Below are 19,964 nucleotides of genomic sequence, written 5' to 3'. Positions count from 1 at the left end.
CCGTTCTTTAACATCCTGGTGGAAGATATCCCATGCATCCGATGCTGACCATCGCCATACGTGCGGCGCGTAAAGCCGGCAACCTGATTGCCAAAAATTATGAAACTCCCGATGCGGTTGAAGCTAGCCAAAAAGGCAGTAACGACTTTGTTACCAACGTTGACAAAGCCGCAGAAGCACTGATTATCGACGTTATCCGCAAATCTTATCCCAAACACTCAATCATTACGGAAGAGAGTGGCGAACTGCCAGGCGAAGATGATGATATTCAATGGGTAATCGATCCACTGGATGGCACGACTAACTTTATCAAACGCCTCCCTCACTTCGCCGTTTCCATTGCAGTACGCATCAAGGGCCGTACTGAAGTTGCTGTTGTTTATGATCCAATGCGCAATGAGCTTTTCACCACAGCCCGAGGTCAAGGGGCTCAGTTGAATGGCTACCGTCTGCGTGGCACCAATGCCCGCGATCTGGATGGCACTGTTCTGGCGACAGGTTTCCCATTTAAAGCAAAACAACACTCCACTGTTTTTATTAATACCTTGGGCAAATTGTTTGTTCGTTGTGCTGATTTCCGTCGTACCGGATCGGCAGCACTGGATCTGGCTTATGTTGCAGCTGGCCGAGTTGACGGTTATTTTGAAATTGGCCTGAAACCGTGGGATTTTATGGGTGGCGAACTGTTAGTACGTGAATCTGGCGGTATCATCACCGATTTTGTTGGTGGTCATAATTACATTCATTCCGGCAACATTGTTGCAGGTAATCCACGCGTGGTTAAAGACATTTTGGCCGAAATGCGTGATGAGTTATCAGAGTCATTGAAACGTTAACTTAAATTAATCCTTAAACTGGAATTGCATGGTGATAACCGGCAGGCCGTAACAATGTGGTCTATCCTTCGCCCGGCAATTCCACCTGGCAACAAATAAAGTCACTGATGAACTTTTTTGTTGCCATTTTAAGCCCGAATTAATTTGCTAACCAATAAGCGGCTTCATAAGGTTGTAAATGTCTATTTTTTGCCGGTAGCTGATGTTCAGGATAGTTCCCCATTAACTTAACCCATGAACAATCGGATAAAGAAGCGTCCAGCGACCATGCCTGCACTTCCGCACTGAGATTGGCAATAACCAGCAACGTTTGGTCTTCCCAACGGCGAACATAACACCAAAGCGAAGGGTGTGATGGCAACAAATCTTCATAACTGCCATAGGTCAATACCGGATATTCCTTACGCAGTTTTATTAAGCGCGCATAGCAATGGAAAACGGAATCCTCATCCTGAATGGCATTTTGCGCATTCACTTCCTGGTAATCATTATTCAGCGCTATCCAGGGTTCTCCCTGAGTGAACCCAGCATTGGAAGTCGCATCCCATTGCATCGGCGTTCGCCCATTGTCGCGGGATTTTTTCGCTAAGACCGATAAAATTCTCTCCTTATCATTGCCTTGCTCAATCTTCTCCCGGTAAATATTTAAACTCTCTATGTCCCGGTAATCTTCAATTTGAGAAAAATCAGGGTTAGTCATCCCCAACTCTTCCCCTTGATAGATATAAGGGGTTCCCTGCATACCGTGCAACACCATTGCCAACATTTTAGCGGAGGGAACCCGCCAGACACCTTCACCACCAAAACGTGAAACAATACGCGGTTGATCGTGATTACACCAGAACAGCGCATTCCACGCCCGTTGATGCATGCCTTGTTGCCACTTGGCAAAGATTTTTTTCAATTCAATAAAATCGGGCGGGGCTGTAACCCATTTTTCGCCATTGGGGTAATCGACTTTCAAATGGTGAAAAGCAAAAACCATCGACAACTCTTCACCCTCTAATGAAGAATAGCGCTGACAATTTTCCAGTGAAGTAGAAGACATTTCGCCTACCGTCATCACTCCCGCCGGCTGGAAGGCTTCTCTGTTTATTTCCTGCAAAAATTCATGAATACGGGGACCATCTGTATAGAACTGACGCCCATCCCCCTGCGTTGCTTTAGGAAAATCCTGCTGCTTGGAAACCAGGTTGATAACATCCAAACGGAAGCCATCAACACCAAGATCAGCCCAGAATTCACAAATCTTTTTCAGCTCGGCCCGTACAGGTTCATGCTCCCAGTTCAGATCTGCCTGCTCAACGGCAAACAGATGTAAATAATATTGTTGACTTGCTTCATGCCACTCCCAAGCCCCCCCGCCAAATTTTGACAACCAATTATTGGGGGGGGTTCCAGGTACTCCATCCCGCCAGATGTAATATTGCCGGTAAGGGCTATTAATATCCTGTGCTTGCCTGAACCAAGGATGTTGAGTAGAGGTATGGTTGAAAACAATATCCACAATTACATGGATATCACGCTGATGTGCTTCATCAACCAGACGCTTAAAATCATCCATTGAGCCGTAAGCCGGATCAATCGCACAATAATCCGCAACATCATAACCGTTATCTACCTGTGGTGAGTGATAAAAAGGCGTCACCCAAATAGCATCTACACCCAGTTTTTTCAAATAATCAAGCCGGTAGGTAATACCGTTAAGATCGCCTGTTCCGCTACCAGTAGTATCCTGGAAACTCTTAGGATATATCTGGTAGATGACACCTTGTAACCACCACGGAATGATTTTGTCCATCGAAAACGCCTTATCAATATATTTCCTGAATTGAATAACCTAACTAGTTATTTTTATATCTGTTACTCAGATGAAGATTTAACAGAATTATTCAACAGCTAACATACCGCTCATACTCTTCTTTCGATAAACAACCGTAGTCAGTATCAACGGAACAATGACGGCTACGAGCATAGCTAATGCGTAGATTGCCCAAAATTGCGGTTTGATCGAAAGGATACCGGGTAAACCACCAACACCAATACCGTTTGCCAACACACCACTTAATCCACAGATCAACCCGGCCAAACCTGAACCAACCATGGCACAGAGCATAGGGAATCGATATTTGATGTTAATACCATACATTGCCGGCTCAGTGACGCCTAAATAGGCAGAGATAGCGGCGGGTACAGACAATTCACGCTCATTATGCTTTTTGCTGACCAAGATAATGCCCACAACCGCTGACCCCTGAGCAATATTGGATAGTGCAATAATCGGCCAGATCGGTGTACCACCGATACTTTGCACCATCTGCATATCAATAGCTAATGTAGTTTGATGTATACCCGTGATAACCAAAGGCGCATAAAAGAATCCGAATAAAGCTGCACCGACAGGCGCAAAACTTCCCGTCATCAACGCCTTAACAACCCAAGCGACTCCGTCGCCAATTAACCGGCCAAACGGCCCAATAAGGCTATGTGCTAAAAAGGTTGCCAATATTAACGAAACTACCGGAACAACCACCAAATAAAGATAACTAGGAACCACCTTCTTTAACTGAATTTCAATCCACCCCAACGTAATACCCGCCAAAAGTGACGGAATAACCTGCGCCTGATAACCGACTTTACTGATCGTGAACAGGCCAAAATTCCATATTTCAGGGATCTGTTGCCCTAATTGATAAGCATTCATAAGTTGCGGAGATACCAAGGTTATTCCCAATATAATTCCTAATATTGGGGTTCCTCCCATTGTTCTGACCGCTGACCAACAAATACCCACCGGCAGATAGAAGAATATTGCCTCTCCTAACAACCATAAAAAATCATATATTGTTTTCCAAATAGGATATATTTGAGCTAAAGCTTTACCGTCACTAAAAGGAATATCACCAATAATATTACGGAAACCCAGAATAAGACCGCCACTAATTAATGCCGGCAGGAGAGGAAAAAAGATTTCGGCAAATTGCGAAATGATACGCTCTTGCCATTTCATGTTTTTTTTCTCAGCCTGTTTTATCTCTTTTTTACTTAATTCAGTTTGATCAAGATAGCTGTTTAAAACCTGATAATAATCACCGACATTCGTGCCTATCACTACCTGGAACTGCCCTGCATTGGTAAAACAACCTTTAACCATTGGCAGATTTTTTATTTCATCCGGTTGAGCTTTAGTCGGTTCAACCAAAGAAAATCTCAATCGGGTAATACAATGCGTTACACTGGCTATATTTTTACAACCACCGATTAACGTAATTAGTTTTTCTATGTCTTTATAATTTATTTTATTTTTCATAATAGCCAGTCATCATAAGTTAGTATCAGTTACTATGTCATGCTTAGTAAGATAATTTCATCCTAATATCATTTAGTTATGCTTGTCATGGGAACGTTCCCAAAAATGCGTTAATGATCACATTGAATCAGCAATATTCTTATTTTTAAGCCAACTTACTCGAAATGATTACTTGCTGTTTAGGATATTTTTGCCTTATTTGAGCTATTAATTGACCAGCTGCATATTTACCCGCTTCACCATAACCCAAATCCACAGAAAGCGTGTCAGGGTACAAAAAGTTCAGCAAAGGAGTACTACCAATGCTGCCTATTTGTATATCTTCCCGGTTATTTTGTTGTAAATATTTATATGCACCTAATGCCAAGCTATCGGTTGCACAGATTAAGGCCGTCGTTTCCTTTTTTAATACCTTGTTGACATGCTGAAAACCACTCTGATAGCTTAAATCACATTGAATGGAAAGCGGGTGTAACGCCTTCTGTTCACAACAATTCAAATAGGATTGATGACGACGAAAACCTGTCGTGGCATCACAATCGCGTACACCAAGAAAACTGATCTCTCTGTGACCTTGCTGATAAAGTTCATCCATCAATAGACGAACAGCACCAACATCGTCATAACATACAGAAGAAAAATCAGTATATTCGCGCGCAAATACCACTATTTTGTCACGCCAGGGCAAAAGGGATTCTTCCGGTAACCCGGTGAAACCAAACAAAATAACACCATCTGCATGACGTAATGCCAGCTGACGCAAATGTTCCTGTAAAAGCTGAGGATCAAAATTACTTTCCATGATAATGGGGTCATAACCATGCTGATAAAACAGCGGTAACATCGTACTTATTGATAAATTTTCCGAAAAAGACCCCAACCGAGACACAATTAACGCAATAATTTTGTCACTTTTCACTCGCATCGCTCTCGCTGATTTAGAGGGAATAAAGTTATTTTGATGAATAATCGTTTCAACTCTTTCACGTACTTGTGGGCTAACGCTATTTTCGTTGTTTAATACCCGCGAGACGGTTGATTTACTGACATTAGCCAGACGTGCAATATCTTTTATTGTTAATTTATTCGACATGATATCTCATGAAAACATTATTATTAGAAGTATCCAGTTTCTTACAAAAATATCATAAGAAACTGAATTCATGTGGTTAATAATGATGAGCTTTAACCTGTGGTCGCAGGAAAATAGCAGGAAAAGCAACGAAGGCCATTACCCAGAAAATACCGCTGTGCAGATAATCATACATAAATCCTGCAATTACCGTCATAACAGCGATACCGCCCCCCATTGCCAGTGCAGAATAAGCCGCCTGCAAACGAACAATTTCGCCTTCCTTTCTTGCGCTGATAAAACGCATGGCTGCCAAATGGCAGACAGTAAACGTACCACAATGCAAGATTTGAATGATAATCAACACCGGTAATGTCGTGAATGAGCCCATCAATCCCCAACGAACAACACCGCATATACCGGAAAGCAGCAGAAGATTACGGGCATTCCAGCGCCGAAATAATTTATTACTCAACGTAAAAATAACCACCTCAGCCACTACCCCCAATGACCAGAGATAACCCACTACCGAGGAGGAATAACCCGCTTTTTCCCAGTAAATTGCACTGAAACTGTAATATCCCGCATGAGCGCCCTGTAATAAAGCCACGCATAGCAGGAACCGGCATACCGATTTTTCAGACAATAACTGTTTAAATGACACAATATCAACTTTAGCGGATTTGGCTTCACCCACAGGCATGATGGAGGGTTTAAGCAATGTCGCCAACAGCGTTGACAAGACACTGAACAGCATGGTTATCAGAATAGCCTGATGTCCCCAGACAGAAATCAATTCCCCGGTCAGCGCCGAACTGATAATAAAGGCAATTGAACCCCAAACCCGTATTTTGCCGTAATCAAAGGGAAATTGCTTTTGCCATGTTCCCGCCAGCGCATCACTCAATGGCATCATCGGCGAAAAGAACAGGTTGAAACCAATCATGATAAACAGCAGCCATGCCCAGTGATTTCCCAATGTAAAGCCAACAACGGCAATCAGGGTCAGCAATGCCAATGTACGCAGAGCGAAAATAAGTTTTGCGGGATCTTTAACGGTAGGCGCAATTAATAAACTCCCCAGGAAACGAGAAATCAAACCGGCACCCAATAAAATCCCCATCATATCGGGTTTTATTCCCTCACCCTGGAGCCAGACAGCCCAGAAAGGCAAAAATATCCCGTAAGAAAAGAAATACGTGAAATAATCTAATGCCAGCCAACGTGTCGACTGAATAACCATTCATCCTCCCTGGTTAAAAATGCCAAAAACCTGCTCAAAACCAAACTGATTAACTTAAGAAATTAAGATATCAGGGACTATGCCAAGATAGACATTCCTCTAATATCTCGCTTAAGCAAACAATGTTAGCTGGAGCAGGTTTTTACAATTACTAATTAAAATTATAATTTATGCGTAAACTGGATATTTTGCACAAATAGCCAGAACTTTTTGCTTAGTCGCTTCAATGATCGCCTCATCATTGATGCTGTCCAATACGTCACACATCCAGCCAGCCAATTCACGAGCTTCTGCTTGTTTGAAACCACGGCGGGTAATCGCCGGCGTACCGATACGCACACCAGAAGTCACAAATGGGCTCTTCGGATCATTGGGTACACTGTTTTTATTTACCGTGATATTGGCACGGCCCAGTGCAGCATCGGCATCTTTACCGGTGATATTTTTATCAACCAGATCCAACAGGAACAGATGGTTCTCAGTACCACCGGAAACCACTTTGTAGCCACGTTTCAGGAAGACTTCAACCATGGCTTTAGCGTTATCAGCAACCTGATGTTGATAGGCTTTGAATTCCGGCTCCATTGCTTCTTTCAGTGCAACCGCTTTACCGGCAATAACATGCATCAGAGGTCCACCCTGACAACCTGGGAATACAGAAGAATTCAGTTTCTTATACAGCTCTTCATCACCCCCTTTCGCCAGGATCAAACCACCACGTGGACCCGCCAGTGTTTTATGCGTGGTAGTCGTCACAATGTGAGCATGAGGAACCGGGTTAGGATAAACGCCTGCGGCGATCAGGCCAGCGACGTGTGCCATATCAACGAACAAATAAGCACCAATGCTGTCTGCAATTTCACGCATTTTTGCCCAATCAACAACACCGGAGTAAGCAGAAAAACCACCGATAATCATTTTCGGCTGGTGTTTTTGAGCTTGTGCCGCGATATCGTCATAATCAATTTTACCGCTTTCATCAATACCGTAAGGTACGATGTTATATAACTTACCAGAGAAGTTAACTGGAGAGCCGTGAGTCAAATGACCGCCATGTGCCAGATTCATCCCCAACACAGTATCACCCGGTTGCAGCAAAGCCATATAAACCGCCGCATTCGCCTGAGACCCCGAGTGTGGCTGAACGTTGGCATAATCAGCACCGAATAACTCTTTAGCACGATCAATCGCCAGTTGCTCAACAACGTCTACATATTCACAACCGCCGTAGTAGCGTTTACCCGGATAACCTTCAGCATATTTGTTAGTGAGCTGGGAGCCTTGTGCCTGCATGACTCTTGGACTGGTATAGTTTTCAGAGGCAATCAACTCGATATGTTCTTCCTGACGAACAACTTCTTGTTCCATCGCCTGCCATAGTTCGGGATCATAATTAGCAATATTCATTTCACGCTTTAACATTGGGTTCTCCAGACTCAGCTAACTTCTCTTCAAACAACACCCCAAAGGGCAGAATGGCACACAGTGTAAACCCTTTTCACTGAATGAGATAGTCTTGACAAAATATTTTACGCAAACGATTGCATACCAATGACAGCAAGGCATCGGTTTTCTCATAGGTATAACGAAAACTCCCTGCATTTTCCCTCGTTATCGGAATTTGTGACCTCGGTCATCCCCTGCCTTAGTATAAATATCTCCCAAGAATATTTTTTCACCATAAAGACCACATTTTATATTTACAAGATCCTCAAAAAATTATAAGTTGTATTTAAATTACATGTTATAACTTTCATTATCACTTGAAAGAAATTCAGGAGCTTCACCATGCTGGATAGTCAAATCATTGCAACTGTCAAATCAACTATTCCACTGCTTTCCGCCACTGGCCCGAAACTAACCGCCCATTTCTATGAGCGGATGTTCAAACATAATCCTGAGCTGAAGGATATTTTTAATATGAGCAATCAACTCAATGGCGATCAGCGTGAAGCCTTGTTCAATGCTATCTGCGCCTATGCAGCCAACATTGATAATTTGGCAATACTGTTGCCGGCAGTTGAAAAAATCGCGCATAAACACACCAGCCTGAATATTCAACCAGAGCATTATCAGATTGTCGGCTCTCACTTGCTGGCAACGTTAGATGAAATGTTCCAGCCGGGAAATGAAGTGCTGGACGCCTGGGGAAAAGCGTACGGTGTGCTGGCTGATGTTTTTATCAATCGTGAAGAGCAGATTTATCATCATGACGAATCAGTCGATGGCGGTTGGCGGGGTTTACGCCCATTCCGTATCAACCGGAAACAGGTAAAAAGTGATGTGATTTGCAGCTTTGAATTTGTGCCACAAGATGGCGGGAAAGTGATGGATTATAAACCCGGTCAGTACCTGAGCATTTATCTGGAAGACAGCAGTTTTGATAACCGCGAAATTCGCCAGTATTCACTGACAGCGGCACCAAATGGTTCGAGCTACCGAATTGCTATCAAACGTGAGCCACAAGGAACAGTTTCCAACCATATGCATGATAAAATGCAAGAAGGCGATATTGTCTGGCTGGCCGCTCCACGCGGGGATTTCTTTCTTGATATTCAACCAGAGACACCGGTTACTCTGATTTCTGCCGGTGTCGGCCTGACACCCATGATGAGTATGCTGCATCACCTCCACCAGAAAAATCACAACAGCCAGATTAACTGGTTACATGCGGCGGAACACGGCGGTCATCATGCGTTTACCAATGAAGTGACCACTATTGCGCAGGCAATGCCGAATCTTAACAGCACAATCTGGTATCGTGAACCAAGAGATGAAGACCAGCAAGGCGTCCATTATCAACACAAAGGTTTTATGGATATGGCGGTGCTGAATGACGCACTGAAAACGGCAGGAATGCATTTCTATTTCTGTGGCCCGGTTCCCTTTATGCAATATGTAGCAAAACAACTATTAGATATGGGAATTGATAAGCAATATATTCACTATGAATGCTTCGGTCCGCATAAAGTGATTTAAATTTTTAGTTTAACGGAGTTTGTTTATCATGGAGCCCGTCCCATTGGACGTCAGCTCCATTGATTTTAAAACATATTCAGCCATTGAGAAAATATTATCACACACATTAATCATGACGCTTAATTTTAAAATATTAATTTCCTTAATGTAAATTAATATAGCCAACCTGAAAATAATTGATTTATATTATTGTATTTCTAAACAATCATTTAATTATCCATATCATTCATTATCGTTGATTAATCTATTGGTGTAAATAACTACATTAAAAATATAGATATAAATATTTTCTCAATTGTTTTTTATTTAAATATAATTTTGTTATATCGTTCTGGTAATGGATGTATTAATTGCAAGTGATTGATGGATTGAGAAATCGCGTGGTGCTTGGTTTTTTGTGATCTTGTTAGTATTTTTGTTATTTTTCTCTTAGAAAATTATTTAATGTTTGTTATATATTAAAAGGTTTAAATTTTATTTATTTGAAATGGCAGTTAGAAAAATACAAATTGCATTAACTAATAGATACGGCTTGAAATGATATAATTCCACATTTTAAATGTATGTGATTATATCATTTGTTTGAATTACTTTTAATGAATATCAATGAGATAGGAGGTTTTTTATTCTAAAGTGTACATTTTAGTAATCTATATAAGTTTATATAATTTAGATCTAAAGGGGAGAAATTAAATGTTATTACATGATGTAGTTGGAAATACACCAATTATAAAGTTGGAAAAGATCTCAAAAGATTTGTATGCAGATATTTATGTTAAATTAGAATTTCTTAATCCTTGGGGTTCTATTAAAGATAGAGCAGCCAAGTCAATGCTTGAATCAGCTATAAAAAATGGGCAGATAGATTCACAAACTACGATTGTTGAAGCGACAACAGGTAATACTGGTATCTCTCTTGCCGGAATATGTGCGTCTATGGGACTAAAGCTTATTATTGTGATGCCAGAATATGTTTCTGAAGAGCGTAAAAAGTTATTAACTCTATTAGGAGCAAAAATTATTCTCACGCCAAGTGGTGAAAACTATGCTGGAGCGGTAAAAAAAGCACAAATGCTCTCAAAAAAGGCTAACTATTTTCTTATCGACCAAGGGAATAATATTAATAATCCTCAAGCACATTATCAAACTGGCAATGAAATTATCAATTTTTTTGATGGTACTCCAGATATATTTATCGCAGGTATTGGGACTGGTGGGCATTGTAATGGTATAGGAAATACGCTTAAAAAATATCGATCGGATACATATATCGTTGCAATTGAACCTAAAAGTGCTGCTGTTTTAAGCCAGACGACTCCTTTAGGTGAGATCAACTCTAACCATGGCATACTGGGAATTGGCCCTGGAATAATCGCTAATACTGTGGATCGGAATATTATTGACGAAGTGTATATTATTGATGAAAACTCTGCTTTCCAAACTACTAGAAAGATTATAGAAAGTGAAGGGTTGTTAATAGGTATTTCGTCTGGTGCTTCTTTGCATTGTGCTATTGAATTGGCGAATAGGGAAGAAAATAAAGGAAAAAAAATACTAACAATAGCTGCTAGTCAAACAGAAAGATACCTTTCGGTGGGGATCTGAATGGAGTTATTATAATTATGAATATAGGAATTATAGGTAGTGGAGCAGGTTGCATTTCAATACTTAAACATTTATTACAATATAAATGTCAGCTTAGTTCCATTCTGATATTTTCAAAAGATCATAGCCAAGTCGGATTTGCATATAAAGATGTTCCAGAAGTTTTTATAATGAATACTCGATTAGATTCTCTTACCCAATTTAATGATGTGGTAGGTATAACTGATTGGTTGGCTGCTAAGGAATACAATTATTGTGATAACGATTATCTGCCGAGGCGAATTTATGGCGCTTATCTACAAGATGTGAAATCTAACTTAATCGATCAGTTGAAAAAAACAGGTATTGTTGTACACACTTACGGAAAAGCAGATTATTTAGATGAAGATGGTAATATCATATGCAATGGCACCTGTTTTAAAACTGATGCGAGTGTGTTAGCTATCGGTTTTGGAAAAGATATTTTAAATGACCACTTATTTGATAGAATAACAAATTCACCATACGGTGGAACAATTGATGTATACGGTTCAGGTCTGACGTCTATTGACATTTTACTTTATATTTATACATATAGGCCAGATTTGAAGATGCAATGTTATTCACTATCAGGCCGATTTCCCAGAGTGAGGGGGAAATTCAAGGCAGGTGGTGCATCGATTTTTGATGACTACAATGTAACTATTCCTTCTTTTAATAGTATAATACAGCTGTTCAAATCTTTGGTCACGAAAGATATTGAGAAAGATATATTGTTTAATCCTCTGTGTGCGTTAAAAGATGAAGTCGAATATTGTTCAGCTTATACACCCGTTTGGCAAGAAAGGTTATATAATGGAACAATGAATTATCTTGATGTCTACCAAAAATTGGGCCGGGATGATCAAATTCTTTTACATAATATTAGACATCAGTTTATTGAAACCAGAGCGATGTTTCCATTAGTAAATGCGCGTAAACTAGCGATATTAATTGATGATGGACAACTGTCTATTTCATCTCGACGTTATGATCCTACCACTGTTAATAAAAATTCAATTTTAGCATTCAATCCAATAATGGATTTGGAAATTATTCAAATGAGTCGCTTACCGATGCATTCCATTAGTGGAGTTGACGTTGATAGAAATTGCAAAGTCAATGATAAAAGAAACATCTATGTACTTGGCCCAATGACAAATGGATCACGTTTCTTCACAGAAGCAACTTCGCTTACCGTCAGAGATGCAAAACTGATAGTCGATGCTTTGATTATCTCAAAAGAAGGACAGACCCATGAACTTGTCAGATATTGCTAGATTTAAAAAGCTTTTAAAAGGAGTTTCAACCATTGATATTGTCTCTTTTGGTAGCGCAATTTCCCCCGAATATTTAATTAATTTAATTTGTAATGCTAGTTGGAATGGTCGATACAATGAAAAATTTGGATTCATTGGAGCATCACTACCAGGTAATGGTTGGCATGGCGGTTTTAACTCACTGCTTCTTGGTCACCATGTGGATTGGGTTGTAGGCGGTTTTTTCGGAACTGTTAATCATATTAACCCGGCGCTAGGCGAAAATAGTGTCGAGGTACACAACATACCGCAAGGAGTGGCGAGTTGCTTGCTTTCTAGCGAAGAGCGGAAATTGCTGACCACCATAGGTAAAAATACCTTTATTGACCCAGATAACAACGGCTCATTGATTAATAATGATTACTCAGCAAAAAAATTATCTATAGTGGAGTCATTAGGTGAACAACTATGCTATTCACTGCCAGAGAGTGATTTGGTTTTATTAAGAGGATCAGGATTTACGCCGGATGGAAACATTGTTTTAGAGACAGAGCCTATAGATCTTGATATAGAACAATGCATAAAATCTGCTCGGTTGAGGAAAGCGAGAATCGCTATCCAGCTACCGGATAAAGTGATTAGACATTACAGTAGTTTTTGCTATAGGAATTTATTTGATGAGGTATTTATTGCACCCTCATCGTTGCATTGTATCTCTTATTTGCCAAACAGGTATCATCACTATTGTGGAAATCTATCGCGAACATGCCTGGTGTCGGAGAGCATTTCATATCAGTTAGCTGCAAGGATTAGTAATGGTGAAAAACTGATTGTGGGTATTGGCCTTCCAGTTCCAGCAATTAATCATATAAAACGTAGAGAGGAAGACAAAACGTTTACGGCGTATATTGAATCCGGTGTTGAAGGAGAAATTATCTACGATGGCGAGGGATTTGGTATATGCAAAAATGGCAGAAAAGTTTTCTCTCAGGCAGCTATGTTTAAAAGTATATGGAACGGAGACATAGACCATGCTGTACTGGGTATCGGGGAAATTGACAAGGATGGCAATGTGAATGTGTCTCATCTCGGTGGTAAGTTCTATGGTGTAGGAGGTTTCATCGATATTAGTCAATCGATTAATAAAATTTCATTTTGTTTTAGAAAAAAAACAGCACTGGATCGACTGTCTCATATTAGTTTCCGTGCCGATGATGAAAAAGATGTTGAATATTTAGTGGGGTAACATGAGTAGTGAACAAGGATTTATAATTAGTTTCTGCACTATCTTATTAGTAGGTATTGCTAGCCCTGGACCAGGTTTCTTGGTCACGATGAAAAATGCGGTTACGTATTCAAAATCTGTAGCCATGATGAGTGTGGTAGGTATTGCAACAGCCAATTCATTATTCACAACTTTAGCGTTAAGTGGGTTTACTTTCATTTTGAAAGAACCAGTAATACTTTCTACTCTCTATATATTAGGAGGAACATACCTGCTTTATTTAGCTTATCGGTTATTTCGAATAAAACCAATGGGCGATATTAAGTTGAACACATTATCTGATAAGCGAGACTGTACATTTAGGTCTGGGTTTATATTACAACTATATAATCCTAAAGCAATTTTGCTCATTAGTAGCGCTGTATCAGTTAGCATACCACAGGATATCAATATAAGTATTTCAGTGATTATGATCTCAATGACCTTCATCATTAGTTTTTTGTGGTACGGAGGGATAGTCATGATTATAAATTATCAAAAAATTCGTGATTATTTACTGCTTAAAATTCACCTGGTTAATAAATTGTCTTCGCTGATCATATTTTTTATGGCTATGAAAATTTATTATTCTGCGATGCACTTAATATAAGTTTTGATAATTAATGATATAGATAAAACGAATCTGTATTTAAATCACAGCTGCGACACTCATGAATAAGGGGATAGGGTAAGCAATTTAGAGGTAAAATTTTTGATCTGATTTCAGGGGATTTGTTATAGTGCTGGACGGTAGCGGACAACATGTGTTTTTCCCGCTACCGTCAGCAAACAAGTCGCTTTGTGGGGCTACAGATAAAATGAGAATGGTTGAATTAATGATTTGATTTGAAACTAATGATTTTACAAAAACACCGGACATTGGGATAAATAAGATTTCAAAAGAGTAGATCACTGGAGGGAACTCAGTCCGATTTTGACGATCTGATCAATCGTCACAAATCACCAAACGAACAGCGTTATGCCTATCATAGCATCGATACTCCGATGGGGTAAAAATGGGTGTATCACTATTATAAAAACCTATTTGACCGGTTATCGGAAATCGTTTTTTACTCAATGGATTTAATTGTTATAAAGTTTTAACCGTTGTTTTTACCCTTTTTAACACCTGTTTTTTATTAAGTTTAATCATCATCGGATATCCTGTTTTATGTTTAACGAACGTGGATTATATTCATTTTTTATCTTTTCTGATGTTGTTAAATAACTGGGAGAAAGCGCTTTAATATCCGTTTATTCAGGCAATGTTATTTTACGTGCGATTTCTTTTCAACTTTGGATTTAATTAGCATAAAGTTTTAACCGTTGTTTTTATCTCTTTTAACACCTGTTTTTTGTTAAGTTTAATCATCATCGGATATCGTGTTTTATGTTTAACGAACGTGGATTATATTCATTTTTTATCTTTTCTGATGTTATTAAATAACTGCTGGGAAAGAGCTTTAATATCCGTTTATTCTGGCAATGTTATTTTACATGCGATTTCTTTTCAACTTTGGATTTAATTAGTATAAAGTTTTAACCGTTGTTTTTATCTCTTTTAACACCTGTTTTTTGTTAAGTTTAATCATCATTGGATATCGTGTTTTATGTTTAACGAACGTGGATTATATTCATTTTTTATCTTTTCTGATGTTGTTAAATAACTGCTGGGAGAGCGCTTTAATATCCGTTTATTCGGGTAATGTTATTTTATGTGCGATTTCTTTTCAACTTTGGATTTAATTAGCATAAAGTTTTAACCGTTGCTTTTATCTCTTTTAACACCTGTTTTTTGTTAAGTTTAATCATCATCGGATATCGTGTTTTATGTTTAACGAACGTGGATTATATTCATTTTTTATCTTTTCTGATGTTGTTAAATAACTGGCGAGAAAGCGCTTTAATATCCGTTTATTCGGGTAATGTTATTTTGCGTGCGATTTCTTTTCAACTTTGGATTTAATTAGCATAAAGTTTTAACCGTTGCTTTTATCTCTTTTAACACCTGCTTTTTGTTAAGTTTAATCATCATCGGATATCGTGTTTTATGTTTAACGAAGGCGGATTATATTCATTTTTTATCTTTTTTGATGTTGTTAAATAACTGGCGAAAAAGCGCTTTAATATCCGTTTATTCGGGTGATGTTATTTTACATACGATTTCTTTTCAACTTTGGATTTAATTAGTATAAAGTTTTAACCGTTGTTTTTATCTCTTTTAACACCTGTTTTTTGTTAAGTTTAATCATCATTGGATATCGTATTTTATGTTTAACGAACGTGGATTATATTCACTTTTTATCTTTTTTGATGCTGTTAAATAACTGGCGAGAAAGCGCTTTAATATCCGTTTATTCGGGTAATGTTATTTTACATGCGATTTCTTTTCAACTTTGGATTTAATTAGTATAAAGTTTTAACCGTTGTTTTTATCTCTTTTAACACCTGTTTTTTGTTAAGTTTAATCATCATCGGATATCGTGTTTTATGTTTAACGAACACGAATTATATTCACTTTTTATCTTTTCTGATACTGTTAAATAACTGGCGAGAAAGCGCTTTAATATCCGTTTATTCGGGTAATGTTATTTTACGTGCGATTTCTTTTCAACTTTGGATTAATGGTTAATGATTTTCGATTAAATGCTATTAATGGTTATTTTTAAAAATGGTATTTATTGCGTTAAATCCGATTTTGATATAAAAAGTTTAATGCTTTAGTATTCGCGTTTTTAAATGATGATGACAGTTAACCTGTTATCGGAAGTCGTTTTTTTACTCGATGGATTTAATGAGTATAAAGTTTTAACCGTTGTTTTTATCTCTTTTAACATCTGCTTTTTGTTACGTTTAATCATCACCGGATATTGTTTTTTATGTTTAACGAATGCGGATTATATTCATTTTTTATCTTTTCTGATGCTGTTAAATAACTGGCGATAAAGCGCTTTAATATCCGTTTATTCGGGTGATGTTATTTTACGTTCGATTTATTTTCAACTTTGGATTTAATGGGTATAAAGTTTTAACCGTTGTTTTTATCCCTTTTAACACCTGTTTTTTGTTAAGTTTAATCATCATTGGATATCGTGTTTTATGTTTAACGAACACGGATTATATTCACTTTTTATCTTTTCTGACACGATTAAATAACTGGCGAAAAAGCGCTTTAATATCCGTTTATTCGGGTAATGTTATTTTATGTGCGATTTCTTTTCAACTTTGGATTTAATTAGCATAAAGTTTTAACCGTTGTTTTTATCTCTTTTAACACCTGTTTTTTGTTAAGTTTAATCATCATCGGATATCGTGTTTTATGTTTAACGAACACGGATTATATTCACTTTTTATCTTTTCTGATACGGTTAAATAACTGGCGAGAAAGCGCTTTAATATCCGTTTATTCGGGTAATGTTATTTTACGTGCGATTTCTTTTCAACTTTGGATTTAATGGTTAATGATTTTCGATTAAATACTATTAATGGTGGCGGATTCACATGATAAGTGCAACATCGTTAATCTGGAAGTAAACAAGTTCGTATTCCTTTAGCAACTCCAAGAGCTGCTGAAATCCCCACTTGACCCGTAATCTGCACGATTTCCTGGGTCGTTTCGTCTGAGCCGCCGGTGACTTGGGCACGATGGAGCACTAAATTCCGTGATGCGTCAATATTCGACATCGCACCGCGTAAATCTGCCCATTCCCGCACTTCTGCCGGTGTGAGGGAATCTAGTCCCTTTTTTCTTGAATTTCACCTATTCGTGCGCTGTAATCACCTTGCAATGCCCTCAGCTCTTTGGCAACCGCAACGCACTGGTCTGCTCCTGAACAAGTTGCTATCCGCGCCTGAACCTTGTCATATTCCTGCCGATATTTATCCCTGACAGTCGCACGACAACTGGTATCACCCTGACAATTAACCAGTTCCTCACTGCGTGATTGATTCTTCTCCACACTTAGGTGGTTATTGTCCACTATAATTTAGTGGACAATAAAGTAAAAATCCTAACTCAAAACTGGGATTCTGTATTAACTTTAAGACTGTTATAAAAATCTATAATGCTATTCAGATCAGTATTCCATTCAGATATTTTCATTCCGTCTTCATTGTATGTAGTACGCGACTCTATGAAGTTATTTACCTTCTCTGGAGTAAAACCTGGACACTCATCTAAAAAGAGGATGCTATTTTGTAAGAAAACTTCCTCACCTGCAAAATATATGACCCAAACAAATATAAAATTTGTGTAATCGGGCTCATACATTGATACAGCTAGCGCCACAGGCTTTTTACTGTGTATACCCTCCTCAAGAGAAGCTCGCCAACTTCGCTTGTAATCCTCAAAGCTCCAATAAGATAAAGGTATGTGAACTGCTTCTGTAAATGTATCAATAATAATTGTTGCAGGCAGAACTAACTCATTGTTTTCTCTGATGGGTGCATCACAGGGAAATATACCAAACATCAATCAGTCCTCAGCTCTGTTCAGATCACTATCGTAAGTCCCTATTCGCTTGCCTCTACGGTCAAACATTTTCCAGCCATTAGTAACATTATGGCTATCAACATCGGGAGTAATATAGGTTTTTCCATCAAAAAATACAGGTTGCCCATGTGAGTTAAATGGTGCTTTAGGAGGAGCTATCCTCCGATCAAAGCCTAATTTTCCTGCTGCGTCTTGGGCTTCTTTTCCTTTCAGAGCCAGATAAGCTAAGTCATCTTTATTCGGCTCTTCCGGAATCGGCGTAATTGTGGTATTTCCGCTAGTATCCGACTTACCTTCTGTGTTGCCGGTATGATTTGGTGCAACACCAGACCGATTTTCCTCATTGCCTGTATGGTTCGGTATACTACCCGGCTCTAACGGTTGGTTTCCACCTGTATGATTAGGGTATTTCCTTATATCACCAGACTGATCACCGCCGGTATGTGTTGGTAGGTCAGTTGGATTAGCAACTTGAGTGTATTTATCCTGAAGTGTATTTAGGTAACTCTGTGTGATTTCATCATTTCCCATCATCTGAAGCATAATCAGATGGTCTAAGTCTTCTGAAGAAATCTTATCAGCGATTTCCTTTGCCACTATTCCGGTTATACCCGCCTTAACGCCTATCTCCAGGACTTTTTCTGCCACTTTAGTTCGGCACGGAGCAGCTATTGCGCAACCTTCTGTTGCCAGTTTACCCAAGAAGTTATTGTCAGTAACAACACTTTCCATTGCGAAGTTGACCGCCTAACACATATTTTCCCTTTTTATTCAGTCAGTTATAACTTATTTCCCCGGTGCGATTTGATACTCAGCTTATAATGCCCAGACGCGCTTTTTCAGCTCAATAGTCCACTTTACCCAGATGAGGTTAAAGAGTAGCAGCTTGCCCATTAAGTGGTCATTTAACTTTACTACCATCATTGTGATGTTGACGGAGTAGGCTAAAAAAACAGTCCCGGCTTTTACAAACCGGGGTGGGTGAATATTTAGATGATATTTTTTTCTACTTGCTCTACAAGAGCACGGAATTCTCTAAAATCGAAGTTCCATATTCCTCCATTCGGACAAGAAAATATCTCTATTCTCATACCATGCGCAGGTTCATTTGAGATCTCTGCTACTTGATCTGTACCCCAAAAGATCTCGTAAACAACATTCTCTCGATCTGGCAAGCTCGCTATTTGTGCTGTTAATTTATTTGTCATTTCGGTGGTTCCAAAAATCCTATAAGCCTACCTTGAGCATCATAACGTAATCCACGCCCACTAGAAGATATAACATCAGTAACTTGACCGTATCGTCCTGTATTACTTTGAATCACCGTTTTGTTCGGGTCATTCAATATACTATCTACAATTTTTTGGCCCTGTTCATTTATCGTAGATGGGTTTCCTTTAGCCTCTGGAAAAATGCTACCTGGCCGACTACCATGTTTTTGTAGAGCGCGACCAGCAAGTGTCAAATCGCCTTTTTTTGAGGCCGGATCTGTATATTTCGCTCCATTTGACAATTCATCAACTGACCATTTGCCAATATGATTGTTATTTCTGGCATTCTGCTCATCTTCTGGATCATGTCCTCCCGGTGTTCCTGTTCCTGAACCACCAAGTTCGGCTTTCTCTGAATCTGTCAGATCCTTTGATATATTGGGTTGATTTTCACCATCTACATAATCTGACGAACATACCCGGCCAAAAGAACATTGGGTGGCTTTATCTATAGACTCTCCCATTTCCTTCAATTTTTTGTCCAAAGCTGAAGCTATCGTTTGGTTTGCTTCGTTTACCGCTTCCCCGGTATTTGTACCTGCTACAGGAGGAGGTGTCACCGGTATTACCAGAGCATTATTGTCAGTTGCATTCTTCCCAGCCTGGGCCCCGGTG

The 19,964-nt window shown here is 39.0% G+C and carries 14 protein-coding genes and 2 pseudogenes; 6 read left to right on the top strand and 10 right to left on the bottom strand.

Annotation, left to right across the window (positions count from 1 at the left end):
• Positions 1-32: 32 nt before the first annotated feature.
• Positions 33-836 carry an inositol-1-monophosphatase gene (gene suhB / locus ACGF7G_RS18590; RefSeq protein ID WP_166296070.1) on the top strand — a complete coding sequence of 268 codons (804 nt, stop codon included), beginning with the start codon at positions 33-35 and terminating at the stop codon, positions 834-836.
• A 139-nt stretch (positions 837-975) separates the two neighbouring features.
• Here suhB and treC read toward each other — a convergent pair whose 3' ends face one another.
• The 5 genes from treC to glyA form a co-directional block, all read right to left on the bottom strand.
• A complete protein-coding gene (gene treC, locus ACGF7G_RS18585; protein ID WP_387467470.1) occupies positions 976-2,637 on the bottom strand; it encodes an alpha,alpha-phosphotrehalase in 1,662 nt (553 codons plus the stop codon).
• An 87-nt stretch (positions 2,638-2,724) separates the two neighbouring features.
• Complete coding sequence (treB, locus tag ACGF7G_RS18580) at positions 2,725-4,146, bottom strand: PTS trehalose transporter subunit IIBC (protein ID WP_387467468.1); 1,422 nt, start codon at positions 4,144-4,146, stop codon at positions 2,725-2,727.
• A 145-nt stretch (positions 4,147-4,291) separates the two neighbouring features.
• On the bottom strand, positions 4,292-5,239 hold the full coding sequence (gene treR / locus ACGF7G_RS18575) for a trehalose operon repressor TreR (RefSeq protein ID WP_387467466.1): 948 nt from the start codon (positions 5,237-5,239) through the stop codon (positions 4,292-4,294).
• Between the two features lie 76 nt (positions 5,240-5,315).
• Positions 5,316-6,461, bottom strand: a complete 1,146-nt coding sequence (locus ACGF7G_RS18570; RefSeq protein WP_387467464.1) for a 3-phenylpropionate MFS transporter — start codon at positions 6,459-6,461, stop codon at positions 5,316-5,318.
• A gap of 168 nt (positions 6,462-6,629) precedes the next feature.
• Positions 6,630-7,883: a serine hydroxymethyltransferase gene (gene glyA / locus ACGF7G_RS18565; protein ID WP_387467462.1), complete on the bottom strand. Its 1,254-nt coding sequence runs from the start codon at positions 7,881-7,883 to the stop codon at positions 6,630-6,632.
• Between the two features lie 363 nt (positions 7,884-8,246).
• Here glyA and hmpA point away from each other — a divergent pair.
• The 5 genes and pseudogenes from hmpA to ACGF7G_RS18540 all read left to right on the top strand — a co-directional run.
• Positions 8,247-9,440: pseudogene (hmpA, locus tag ACGF7G_RS18560) on the top strand (NO-inducible flavohemoprotein); the annotation flags it as partial.
• A gap of 693 nt (positions 9,441-10,133) precedes the next feature.
• The gene (locus ACGF7G_RS18555) at positions 10,134-11,045 is read left to right on the top strand and encodes a PLP-dependent cysteine synthase family protein (RefSeq protein WP_133814967.1); all 912 of its coding nucleotides are present in this window, start codon (positions 10,134-10,136) and stop codon (positions 11,043-11,045) included.
• A 17-nt stretch (positions 11,046-11,062) separates the two neighbouring features.
• The gene (locus tag ACGF7G_RS18550) at positions 11,063-12,343 is read left to right on the top strand and encodes an FAD/NAD(P)-binding protein (RefSeq protein WP_133814966.1); all 1,281 of its coding nucleotides are present in this window, start codon (positions 11,063-11,065) and stop codon (positions 12,341-12,343) included.
• On the top strand, positions 12,321-13,568 hold the full coding sequence (locus tag ACGF7G_RS18545) for a hypothetical protein (protein ID WP_387467460.1): 1,248 nt from the start codon (positions 12,321-12,323) through the stop codon (positions 13,566-13,568). The genes ACGF7G_RS18550 and ACGF7G_RS18545 overlap by 23 nt, the downstream gene beginning before the upstream one ends.
• A gap of 1 nt (position 13,569) precedes the next feature.
• On the top strand, positions 13,570-14,196 hold the full coding sequence (locus ACGF7G_RS18540) for a LysE family translocator (RefSeq protein ID WP_133814964.1): 627 nt from the start codon (positions 13,570-13,572) through the stop codon (positions 14,194-14,196).
• Between the two features lie 3,124 nt (positions 14,197-17,320).
• Here ACGF7G_RS18540 and ACGF7G_RS18535 read toward each other — a convergent pair.
• From ACGF7G_RS18535 to ACGF7G_RS18515, 5 genes and pseudogenes are all read right to left on the bottom strand, one after another.
• The gene (locus ACGF7G_RS18535; protein ID WP_387467458.1) at positions 17,321-17,545 is read right to left on the bottom strand and encodes a hypothetical protein; all 225 of its coding nucleotides are present in this window, start codon (positions 17,543-17,545) and stop codon (positions 17,321-17,323) included.
• Between the two features lie 56 nt (positions 17,546-17,601).
• Positions 17,602-18,057 (bottom strand): hypothetical protein, encoded by a 456-nt coding sequence (locus ACGF7G_RS18530; protein WP_387467457.1) that lies wholly within the window; start codon positions 18,055-18,057, stop codon positions 17,602-17,604.
• Between the two features lie 3 nt (positions 18,058-18,060).
• Positions 18,061-18,810, bottom strand: coding sequence for a toxin C-terminal domain-containing protein (locus ACGF7G_RS18525; protein ID WP_387467456.1), 750 nt, complete (start codon positions 18,808-18,810; stop codon positions 18,061-18,063).
• Positions 18,811-19,067: 257 nt separating this feature from the next.
• A complete protein-coding gene (locus tag ACGF7G_RS18520; protein ID WP_387467454.1) occupies positions 19,068-19,286 on the bottom strand; it encodes a hypothetical protein in 219 nt (72 codons plus the stop codon).
• Positions 19,283-19,964, bottom strand: a pseudogene (locus ACGF7G_RS18515) (hypothetical protein); the annotation flags it as partial. The gene ACGF7G_RS18520 and the pseudogene ACGF7G_RS18515, both read right to left, overlap by 4 nt.

This window comes from Photorhabdus sp. RM323S, assembly GCF_042879375.1.
GTDB classification, from domain to species: Bacteria; Pseudomonadota; Gammaproteobacteria; order Enterobacterales; family Enterobacteriaceae; genus Photorhabdus; species Photorhabdus tasmaniensis.
This window is presented reverse-complemented; position numbering and strand designations above follow the sequence as displayed.